Annotated in this window: 7 protein-coding genes; 5 read left to right on the forward strand and 2 right to left on the reverse strand. The window is 67.0% G+C overall.

From position 1 onward, the window contains the following. The first annotated feature begins 213 nt into the window (after positions 1 to 213). The 3 genes from ACYPYD_RS22870 to ACYPYD_RS22880 are packed head-to-tail and all read left to right on the forward strand — an operon-like array spanning position 214 to position 3945. Positions 214 to 1674 (forward strand): sensor histidine kinase, encoded by a 1461-nt coding sequence (locus ACYPYD_RS22870; RefSeq protein ID WP_248005972.1) that lies wholly within the window; start codon positions 214 to 216, stop codon positions 1672 to 1674. Then, the gene (locus tag ACYPYD_RS22875; RefSeq protein WP_008831436.1) at positions 1664 to 2134 is read left to right on the forward strand and encodes a response regulator; all 471 of its coding nucleotides are present in this window, start codon (positions 1664 to 1666) and stop codon (positions 2132 to 2134) included. Before ACYPYD_RS22870 ends, ACYPYD_RS22875 begins: the two co-directional genes overlap by 11 nt. 35 nt (positions 2135 to 2169) lie before the next feature. Then, entirely contained in the window at positions 2170 to 3945 is a 1776-nt protein-coding gene (locus tag ACYPYD_RS22880) for a putative bifunctional diguanylate cyclase/phosphodiesterase (RefSeq protein ID WP_459665721.1), read from the forward strand. Positions 3946 to 4094: 149 nt separating this feature from the next. On the opposite strand, the gene ACYPYD_RS22885 is transcribed toward ACYPYD_RS22880, so the two are convergent. Together ACYPYD_RS22885 and ACYPYD_RS22890 are read right to left on the reverse strand one after the other, a co-directional pair. Beyond that, positions 4095 to 6647, reverse strand: coding sequence for an HWE histidine kinase domain-containing protein (locus ACYPYD_RS22885; RefSeq protein WP_459665723.1), 2553 nt, complete (start codon positions 6645 to 6647; stop codon positions 4095 to 4097). A gap of 4 nt (positions 6648 to 6651) precedes the next feature. Beyond that, on the reverse strand, positions 6652 to 7245 hold the full coding sequence (locus ACYPYD_RS22890; RefSeq protein WP_248005971.1) for a biliverdin-producing heme oxygenase: 594 nt from the start codon (positions 7243 to 7245) through the stop codon (positions 6652 to 6654). A 264-nt stretch (positions 7246 to 7509) separates the two neighbouring features. Between ACYPYD_RS22890 and ACYPYD_RS22895 the strand changes: the two genes are divergently transcribed. Together ACYPYD_RS22895 and ACYPYD_RS22900 are read left to right on the forward strand one after the other, a co-directional pair. After that, complete coding sequence (locus ACYPYD_RS22895) at positions 7510 to 8262, forward strand: Crp/Fnr family transcriptional regulator (protein ID WP_008831430.1); 753 nt, start codon at positions 7510 to 7512, stop codon at positions 8260 to 8262. A 151-nt stretch (positions 8263 to 8413) separates the two neighbouring features. Beyond that, positions 8414 to 10873 (forward strand): PhoX family protein, encoded by a 2460-nt coding sequence (locus ACYPYD_RS22900; RefSeq protein ID WP_459665724.1) that lies wholly within the window; start codon positions 8414 to 8416, stop codon positions 10871 to 10873. The last annotated feature ends 217 nt before the right edge of the window (positions 10874 to 11090 follow it).

Raw genomic sequence — 11090 nt, forward strand, 5'->3', positions numbered from 1 at the left:
CTCTTACACAAATTTAACCACTGCAATCGTTGCGACAGGCCGGGTCTAGGGACAGCTCCCTAGGTCTGGCTTCGCAGGTCGATAACCGCCCCGGTGTACCCCTCGTCGGGTACGGGGGCCGCAGCGCGGTTTCCGGCGCTCCACCCGGAGGCCGTGGCTGCAACGAAGTTCAAGCTCGTTCGGCATCACGTCTCCCGCAGGACAGGACACGCGATGCTGGCGACGCCGATGACGACAACCGACATCCACGCGCCGCTGGTCCATGCCCCGATCGCCGCGCTGATCGTCGATGCGGCGGGCGTGGTCGCCTTCGGCAATGCCGCTGCCGCCTCGCTGCTGGCCGAGCCCGATGCCGAGGCGCTGCGCAACAGCCTGTTCTTCATGTGGTTCGCCGAAGACGATGCCGAGACGCTGCGGCAGATGTTCGAGGTCTTCTTCAAGGTTTCGATGGAGACGCGCGGCACCTGGTCGCGCCAGATGGTGCTGCACGGCGCCGACGGTTCGCGCCCGACCGTCACGATGACCCTTGCGCCCGTCGCGGGCGAGGAGGGCGACCGCGCGGTCGTCTACTTGCGCAACATGACGCGCGAGATCACCGCCGAGCGCCGCTTCACCCAGATGTTCGAAAGCATGCCGCTGGGCGTGGTGGTGGTGGACGGCAAGGGCCGGATCGCGCAGGCCAACGCCATGCTTGCGGTCCAGTTCGGATGGAAGGTGGAGCAGATGATCGGCCAGCCGATCGACATGCTGCTGCCCGAGCGATACCGCGCAAGGCACGGCGAGCAGATCTCCGGATACGCGGCCGCCCCCAAGTCGCGCCTCATGGGCGGCGACCGCGACGTCACCGCGCTGCATCGCCACGGGCGCGAGTTTCCCGTCGAGATCGCGCTCACCAAATTCGAGAGCAGCGCCCAGCCGCTCTACATGGCGATCGTCAGCGACATTTCGCACCGCAAGCGCTCCGAACGCGCGCTGCAGCAGACCAATGCGCAGCTGGAGGAGTTCACCTATGTCGCCAGCCACGACTTGCGCTCGCCGCTGCGGGGTATCGCCGACCTGGTAAGCTGGATCCGCGAAGACCTCGAAGGCACCGAACTGCCCGAGGACGTGGTGCACAACTTCGATCGCATCGCCCAGCGCATCGAGCGCTCCGAGCAGATGATCGACGACCTGCTGGCTTACGCCCGCGCCGGGGTGCGCGATTCCCGCATGCACCGCATCGATCCGCACGAACTGGTCGAGGAAGCGCTGGAACTTACGGCAATTCCCGAGGGGTTCGAGGTCGATGTCGACGTGCAGGGCGGCGACATCGTCGCCCCGCGTGCGCCGCTTTCCACTTCGCTGCGCAACCTGCTGTCCAACGCGGTCAAGCACCACGGCGGCAAGGAAGGCCACATCCGCATCGCCGTGCGCGAGGAGGGGCGCTTCACCGTCTTCACGGTGGAGGACGACGGGCAGGGCATCCCGCCCGGCAACGAGGACCGCATCTTCAAGCTGTTCCACCGCGCCTCGCCGGGGACCGACGGCGACGGGGTGGGGCTCGCCTTCACGCGCCGCATGATCAACGCCCACGGGGGCATGGTGACCGTCCAGGGCCGGGGTCCCCTCGGCGGCGCCAGGTTCGAAGTCCACTGGCCCCGCATACTTCTGCGAGAGAACGAAGATGATGATTGATCTGGTCGCACCCCGATCCGCACCAAAGAAAACTGCCAACTACAACGACGTGACCGTGCTGCTGGTGGATGACGATGACGTCGCGCGCGAAGGCGTGCTGCGCTCTTTCCGCAAATACGAGGTGCCCTGTCGCACCGTCACGGCGGGGGACGGCGGGGAAGCGCTGGCGATCCTCACCGGCCGCCATCCGGACAAGCAGATAGAAACGCCGGTGATCGTGCTGCTGGACCTCAACATGCCGGGCATGGACGGTTTCCAGTTCCTCGACGCCCTGCGCGCCGACCCGGACCTGCGCCGCACGGTGGTCTTCGTACTCTCCACTTCGGCCCGCGATCAGGACCGCAGCCGTGCCTACGACGGGCACGTCGCGGGCTACATGGTCAAGTCCGCGGTGGGTCCGCAGTTCGCTCGCCTCGCCGATTTCATCGGCAAGTATGCCCGCACGCAGGAGCTGCCCTGACGGCGGCTCCTCTCACGCAAGGATCCCTTCCTCCCATGGACCACCTGCACAATGGTACTCAGGACATTCACGCGCTGATAGTCGATGACGACGACGTCGACCGGGAGAAATTGCTGCGCCTGCTGCGCCGCGTTCCCCGCAACATCACCGTGGAGCAGGCCGCCTCGCAGGCCGAGGCGCTGGACATGATCCGCGATCCGCAGGCGCATTTCGACATCGTCTTCCTTGACTTCGGCCTGAAGGACGGCGACGGGCGCGACCTGCTGCCCGAGATCCGCGCCGAGATCGACCCCGACGTGCCGATCATCGCCGTCACCGGCCATACCGACGAGCAGATCGCGGCGGACTCGATCAAGTCGGGCATGACCGAGTTCCTGTCCAAGCGCTCGCTCTCTCCCGAGCGGGTCGCGGCGTCGGTCGAGGAGGGGATCGCCTGGCGCAAGTACCGGCAGGACATGCTCCGCGCGGAAGAGGAACTGACGCACCGCTCGCTCCACGATCCGCTGACCGACCTGCCCAACCGCACGCTGTTCGCCGACCGGCTCTCGCAGGCCTGCGCGCGGGCGCGGCGCAGCGGCGATCCGTTCGCGGTGATGATGATCGACCTCGACCGCTTCAAGGAGATCAACGACAGCCTCGGCCATGCGGCGGGCGATGCGGTGCTGATCACGCTGGGCCGCCGGATGCGCGAGCACTTGCGCGAGGTGGACACGATCGCCCGCCTCGGCGGGGACGAGTTCGCGGTCCTGCTGCAGAACGTCGATGGCGACGAGTCCGCGCTGGCCGTCGCCACCAAGCTGACCGAGCTGATCGAGCAGCCGATCGTCCACGACGGGCGGTTGCTCTACGTCGGCGCCTCGATGGGAATCTCGCTGTGCCCGCAGCTGGGCTATTCGCCCGAGGGGTTGGTGGAGGCCGCCGACGAGGCGATGTACGAGGCCAAGCGTGGGGCCAAGCGCAGCACCGAAAAGGCGGTGATCGCGCGCGGCGAACAGCGCCGCACGGTGCGCGCCGACGAGCGCACAATGCTCCACGATATCGAGGACGCCATGGGTGCGCGAGCCTTCAACTGGCATTGGCAGCCCAAGGTGGACATGCGTTCGGGGCAGGTTCTCGGCTTCGAGGCGCTGGTGCGCTGGACTCACCCGGACAACGGCCCGGTCGCGGCCGATGCGCTGATCGAGACGGTCGAGCAGTCGCACTTGCTGGAAGACTTCACCTACCTGACGCTCGATACCGTGCTGGGCCAGTACGCGCGGCTGGAGCCGGGGCTGGACGGCGCCGGTATCTCTATCAACGTCTCGGCGCGGATGCTGGAGCGGCCGGGCTTCGTCGGTCACGTCGTCGAGGCCATTCGCACGCACGGCGTCGATCCCGCGCATGTCGTGCTCGAACTGACCGAGACCGCGCTGATCGCTCACCCCTCGCAGGCCAAGCGGGTGATCGAGCAGTTGCAGGACCACGGCGTTTCGCTCTCGATCGACGATTTCGGCGCGGGGTTCACCTCGTTCGGCTACTTGCGCGAGTTCGCGGTGCGCGAGATCAAGATCGACCGCTCCTACATCGCGCGCTTTACCGAAAGCCGGTTCGACCAGTCGCTGGTGACTTCGCTGGTGGTGCTGTGCGACTGCCTCGGCATTCCGCTGGTGGCCGAGGGGGTGGAGAACCCGGAGACGCAGGCGATGCTGGTGGCGATGGGCTGCACCTGCGGCCAGGGCTACGGCATCTGCCGCCCGATGCCTTACGAGGACGTGCGCGGCTGGGTCGACGGCTGGAATGCCACGCATGGGGAGCAGCGGATGCGGGCGTGAGATCCTTTCTCACCACCATCATCTCCATCCCCACCACCGTCATTCCCGCGAAGGCGGGAACCCATCTCCTGACACTTCATGTTCCACAAGCATCAGCTGGGTCCCCGCCTTCGCGGGGATGACGAACAAAGAAGGATGACCGGAGACGGTCAGCGCCCCTTGATCACCCGCCCGATCGCCGATCGCACGTCACGTTCGCCGTAGGGTTTGGTCACCACCGGCACGCTCTTGAACGCGCCGGACTGCAGCGAGCGTTCGCCGTAGCCGCTGGCGAAGATGAAGGGGATCGCCCGCGCTTCCAGTTCGTGGGCCACCGCCTCGCTGGTATCCTTGCCGAGGTTCACGTCGAGCATCGCGAAGCTCACGTCGGAGCCTTCGAGAATGCCGAGCGCGGCGTTGACGGAGCCGGCGATGCGGCAGTCGGTGAAGCCGAAGCCGCGCAGCACGTCTTCCGCCTCCATGGCAATGATCACGTTGTCCTCGACGATCAGCGCCGCGCCGGAGCCCAGTTCCTTGGTGAACTCGGCGGGTTGCGGAGGCTCGCTCACCGGCTCGCGCAGGACCGCGCCGGGGGTCTCGAAGCCGGAGATATGGTCGGAGGGGATCAGGAACAGCGCGTGCAACCCGTCCACCGGGTAGATCACCGAGGCCGAGCCGCCCAGTTCGTGCGGAATCGTGCGCTCGATGATGGTCGAGCCGAAGCCGCGCCGGGTGGGTTCCCGGACCGGCGGGCCGCCTTCCTCGCGCCAGTCGATCTCCAGTGCGCCGTCGTCGCTGCGGTTCAGCGTCACGGTGACCTGCCCGTGCGAATCCGACAGCGCGCCGTACTTGCACGAATTGGTCATCAGTTCATGGATCACCAGCGCCAGCGTGGTGAAGGCGGCGGGGGCGATCAGCGCGTCCGGCCCGTCGATCACCACCCGGTCCAGCGAGTGGCTGGCATAGGCGTCGGTCTCGGTGCGGATCAGGTCGTAGAGCGAGGAGGGCGACCAGTCCTTGCGCGTCACCTGATCGTGCGCGCGGGCGAGGGCGTGGATGCGGCTGCCGACGATCTCGGCGAACTCGTCGATCGTGCGCGCGCCTTCCTTGCTCTGGGCGACGAGGCCGCGGATCAGGTTGAGGATGTTGCGAACGCGGTGGTTCAGTTCCGCGATCAGCATGTCCTGCTGCTGGCTGGCCTGCTCGCGCTCGACGTTGGCGGCGTCCGACAGGCGCAGCACGACTTCGAGCAGGGTGATGCGCAGCGCTTCGGCGGAGGAGACTTCCTCGTCGGTCCAGGGACGCGAATAGCCGCGCCGCTCCTCGCGCCAGATCTCGAAGCTCTTGCGCGGGGTCAGGCGCGCGCCGTTGGGGCCGAGTTCGATGGCCTTTTCGGGATTGCCCGCCCACTTCACCTCACGCACCGCCTCGCCCCGGAACAGCACGATGTAGTCGCGCGGGGACCGGCTGACCGGCAGGGCCAGCAGACCCGATGCCTTGTCCGCCCATTCCGCCGCAGGCGGGTAGACTGCGGAAATGTTGTCCGATGCCCAGACCGTGCTGGCTCCGGCGGTGTTGAGGAACCGCGCGAGGGTGGCGAACTGCGTCTGGTCGGGCACCGCGCCGTGGCCGATGAAGCGGCCGTCCACCCAGCCGACGACGCCGTCGAAGGGGATCACCTGCCGGATCGAATCGGTGAAGTCGTCGAAGGCTTCCAGCAGCGATCCGCCGCCGGCGACGCGGGCCATGATCTCGTCATGGAGGCGCATCGATTCCGCGCGCTTCTCGGTCGAGAAATCGGTCTCCTTCTGCTCCAGCAGGTAGGAGAAGAATTCGCCGAACAGCTCGCTCGCGGTGCGTACCGAATAGGACAGCGTCAGCGGCGAATAGTGGTGGCAGGCCATCAGCCCCCACAGCTTGCCGCGCCGCATGATCGAGACCGACATCGACGCCTTCACGCCCATGTTGCGCAAGTATTCGATGTGGATCGGCGACACCGCGCGCAGGCCCGACATCGACAGGTCGAGAGGATCGCCGTTGGGATTGGTCGCGGGGATGATCGGCACCGTCGGGTCGTCGACGTCGCTGATGATGCGCAGCAGGTTGCGGGTGTAGAGCTTGCGCGCCTGCGCCGGAATGTCGGACGAGGGGAAGTGCTGGCCCTTGAAGCTGTCGACCATGCCGTTCAGGCTCTCGGCGATGACTTCGCCCGCGCCGTCGCCCTCGAAGCGGTAGACCATCACCCGGTCGAAGCCGGTGAGGCCGCGCAGATGGCGCGCGGCGCTGGAACACAGCTGCTCGATGGAGGGCGACTGGCGGAGCCGCTCGATCATCGGGCGCACGTAGGAAACGAAGTCGCGGCGCTTGCCGCCTTCGTGGGGCTCGATTTCCAATATGAAGGAGCGGCCGGAATTGTGCACGGCGACGTCGAAGACGCGGCCGTCGCCGATCAGGTCCACCTCGAACATGCGCTCGACGGTGCCCGCGCTGCCGAGGATCTGCAGGCGCGTGCGGATGTCGTGCAGGGCTTCCTGCGACAGGAACTCGGTGGCGGAAAGGCCGACGAGATCGCGTGCGTCGCGGCCGAACAGGTCGGTGCAGTTCACCGAGACGTGGTTGATGATCCAGTCGCTGGAGAACGACAGCAGCCAGCCGAAGCTCTGGATGCGGCCGATGATGTGGATCGGCTCGAGGTCGCAGGTGGACAGGTCTACCTGGTGCATCGCGTCAGCCATCGACACGCGCCGCGAGGCCGGCACTGGCGGCGAATGCGCGCGAGAACGTCTCGAACGCGGCGAGGGCGGCGGTGCGCAGCGCCTCCGCCTGATCGGGCGCATACGCGCGGGTCCGCAGGACCGGGACAAGCGCCTTCCACGCGTCGTGGCCGCGCCCGTCGCTCATGTAGGCGGAGCGGAAGCCCTTCGACTCGCCCCAGTAGCCGCGCTGGCGGATGACCACGAGGCCAAGGCGCGAGCCGGAGACGACATAGGCGATGCCTGCCTCGCCGCCCGCCGCATCGAGCCCGGCAGGCGTCTCGATAGAGGGCACGGCATCGACGCCGAGAGCATCGAGATCGGCGCGCAGCATGGCCGGATAGTCCGGGCATTCGAGGCCGAGTTCGTTCTCCAGAAAGCTCCGGAACGCGGGGAACATCGGCTCCAGCCCGGCGGCGTGCGCGGCAAGGAAGCGCCCGAGCCCGTCGCGGGTCATCAGGTTCAGCGCGCCGAAGGATGCGTCCAGCCGCTCGTGAGAGGGGCCGGTCGCTTCGCGCAGCACGGTCAGCATGTCGGGCATTACGGGCGATCCGAGGGCGTCTTGCATGATTATCCGAATAAGGCCGCGAGGGCCGTTTGCAAGCGGACCGACAAGGCACGCCTAGGTCCGGGAACAGATGATCCCGGATAATGTTCCTGAGTAACACATAGCATCTCTGAAACGGACGGTCTGTTCACTTATGACCGCATCCTGGAACCGTAGGCCCTTGGCTGGGTTGTCGTTTCCGGACGGCGCAGGATTGCGACCCTTTGCGTCGGCCCTTCCGGTCGTCACGCCCATGCGTCACGCCGAGCCGCCCAAGGAGCACAAATGAGCACGATCCCGCAGACAAGCCCGGTTTCCGCCGCCGCGATCGCCGGCAGCGACCTGCTCACGGCGCTGCGGCAGGACGACTTCGCGCTGATCGAGCCTAAGCTGGGCGAGTGCCGGTTGAAGTCGGGCGAAATCATCTACCAGCCCGGCGACAGCGTCGATTACTGTTATTTTCCGACCGGCGGCGCGATGTGTTCCTACTTCGTCGAGATGGAGGACGGCACGGCGGTCGAAACCATCCTCGTGGGCCGCGAAGGGGCGCTGGGCGGGATCGTCAGCCACGGTTCGCTTCCGGCCTATGCGCGGGCCAACGTGCTGCACGACGGGGTGTTCCTGCGCATCGCCTCGCGAGATATCGAGGCGGCCAAGGAGCGCTCGCCCGCGATCGCGCACCTCTTCGCGCGCTATGCCGACTGCGTAATGGCGCAGGTGTTCCAGTCGATCGCCTGCAATGCCGTCCACACGATCGAGCAGCGCGCGGCGAAGTGGCTCTCGGCGGCCGTCGACCGGATCGGGCGCAACGACGTGACGATGACGCAGGAGCAGCTCGCCTCGATGATGGGCATCGGCCGCAGCTACGCCAGCCGGGTGCTGCAGCGTTTCAAGCGCGACGGTATGGTGCGCACCCGTCGCGGCGGCATCGAGGTGCTCGACCGCGAAGGGCTGAAGAACCGTGCCTGCGCCTGCAACGATCAGGTCGAAGGGCATTTCCGCCGCGTGCTCGGGGACGTCTATCCCAAGGAGGGATAAGGCCCGCGCGACGGGCCGCTTTGGGCCGTCGTCGCAATATGGTCAGAATAACGACATCGATTTGCCATCGAACCTGCACTTTCGCGTCATGAATGGCCCCTAGCACTCGCCCCTGCGACCAATAAGCGCGACCAATAAGGGGGCAATAACCATGACCGAGATGAATCCGGTCACCGCCTATACGGACGGTGACGTCGATACCAATGACACCACGCAGCGCTCGCTGGAGAGCATGGCGGCGGAGCGGTACTCGCGCCGCAACGCCATGTTCCGCGGCGCCGGTGCGACCACGATGGCCTTCATGGGCACCAGCCTTCTTGCCGCATGCGGTGACGACGGCCAGGGCGGCACCATCGGCGGCGCCGTCTCCGTCTCGGCGGGCAGCAGCGTTGCCACCAGCGCGGGCCGCGTCGTCACGCTGACCGGCACCGTCTCTGGCAACGGCCAGGATGCCGGCTGGACGCAGCGCACCGGTCCTGCAGTCGCTCTGAGCGGCGGCGGTGCAACCGTGAGCTTCATCGCCCCGGCCGTCGCGGCCGCCACCGACCTCGTCTTCCAGTTCAGCGCCAAGCCGCTGATCGGTGAGCCCGTGACCGCCACCACCACCGTACGCGTCTCGCCCGCGGTCCTCGGCTTCAGCGCCGTCGCCCACTCGCTGGCCGACGTGGTCGTGGTTCCCGAGGGCTACTCGGTCACCGTCATGGGACGGCTGGGCGATCCGATCGTGGCCGGAACGGCTGCCTACAAGAACGACGGTTCGGACGCCGACTTCGACAAGCGCATCGGCGACCACGGCGACGCGCTGCACTTCTTCGGCCTGTCTGCCGCCAACAAGCCGGACCGCAACATCTCGACGCGCGGCCTGATGGTCCAGAACCACGAGAACATCTCGGAGCAGTACCTCCACCCGAACGGCCCGACCCCGGCGCCGCGCCCGCTGGCCGAAGCGATCAAGGAGATCGAGTGCCACGGCGTCTCGGTCACCGAGTACATCGACAACGGCAGCCGCAAGTGGAGCCTGGTACAGGGCGGCGCGCTCAACCGCCGCATCACTCCCAACACACCGATGGCGTTCAGCGGCCCGGCGGCGGGATCGCCGTTCCTGGTCACCGCCTACGGCAAGGACGGCAAGATCGGACGCGGCACCATCAACAACTGCGCCAACGGCGTCACCGGCTGGAACACCTACCTCACCTGCGAGGAGAACTACGCCGGCTACTTCCGCCGCGACGCTTCGGACGATGCAGCGCGCACGGTGGCCGAGATCGATTCGCTGAGGCGCAACGGCATCACCAGCCGCTCTGGCAACAACGACTGGTCGACCGCTTCCGCCACCGACGATCGCATCACCCGCTGGAACGCCACGATCAAGGGCGCCACTGCGGCCGACGACTTCCGCTACGAGCCGAACCAGTTCGGCTGGGTGGTCGAGATCGACCCTTACGATCCCAAGTCGACCCCGCGCAAGCGCACCGCGCTCGGCCGTTTCGGCCATGAAGGCGCCTTCGTGCGCGCGGTCGCCGGGCAGAAGCCCGCGTTCTACATGGGCGACGATTCGCGCGGCGAGTACCTCTACAAGTTCGTCTCCGCCGCGACCTGGGTGGAAGCCGATGCCGACGCCGCCGACCGTCTCGCGATCGGCGACAAGTACATGGACACCGGCACGCTCTACGTCGCCCGGTTCAATGCCGACGGCACCGGCACCTGGATGCCGCTGGTCTACAGCCCGACTTTCCCGAAGCGTGCCGCGAGCGGTTCCTATCGGGAGTACACGTTCACCAGCCAGGCCGACATCTGCGTCAACACCCGCTTCGCCGCCGACGCGCTGGGGGCGACGCCGATGGACCGTCCGGAGTGGACGGCGGGCAACCCCGCCACCGGCGAAATCTACCTGACGCTGACCAACTCGAACAATTCGTTCCGTCCGGTCACCGGCACCAACGCCGCCAACCCGCGCTCGTACAACGACCCCAAGGGACCGTCGAACGCGTCGCAGACCGGCAACCCGAACGGCCATATCGTGCGTCTTCGCGAAGACGGCGACACCACCAGCGCCACGACGTTCAAGTGGGACATCTACCTGTTCGGCGCCGACGCGACCGATGCCAATCCCACCAACGTCAACATCTCGGGTCTGACCACCGCCAACGACTTCTCCAGCCCGGACGGCGCCTGGTTCTCGCGCGCCAGCAACCCGGCGGGGCAGATCAACCCGCTGCTGTGGATCGAGACCGACGACGGCGCGCTGACCGACCGCACCAACTGCATGCTGCTCGCCGCGATCCCCGGTCACGTCGGTGACGGCGGTGCCTACACGGTGAACAACGCGGGCAACACGCAGAACACCTTTGTCGGCGCCAAGGCGACCGCGGCCAACCTGCGCCGCTTCCTCGTCGGGCCGAGCCAGTGCGAAATCACCGGCATCGACTCGACGCCGGACGGCCGCACGCTGTTCGTCGGCATCCAGCATCCGGGCGAGAGCGGCTCGGTGACGGCGCCGGGCAGCAACTGGCCCGATACCCAGACCAACGCCTCGGCCGCCAAGACGGTGCGTCCGCGCTCGTCGATCGTCGCGATCACCCGGAACGACGGCGGCGTGATCGGTCTCTGATCAAGGCTCCTTCGGGAGAATGCCCTAAGGGAAAATGCAGGGGAGGGGGCGCCGATGAGCGCCTCCTCCCTTGGCGTTTGTGGGGAAAGTGTGGAGGCAAATGCCCGTCATTCCAGCGAAGGCTGGGACCGCTGGCAGCTTCGCACCGCACTATCGGCAGGGCGTATTCACGAGGGGGCACTGTAAAACGTGAGCGGTCCCAGCCTTCGCTGGGATG

The sequence above is a fragment of the Novosphingobium sp. 11B genome (assembly GCF_054589055.1).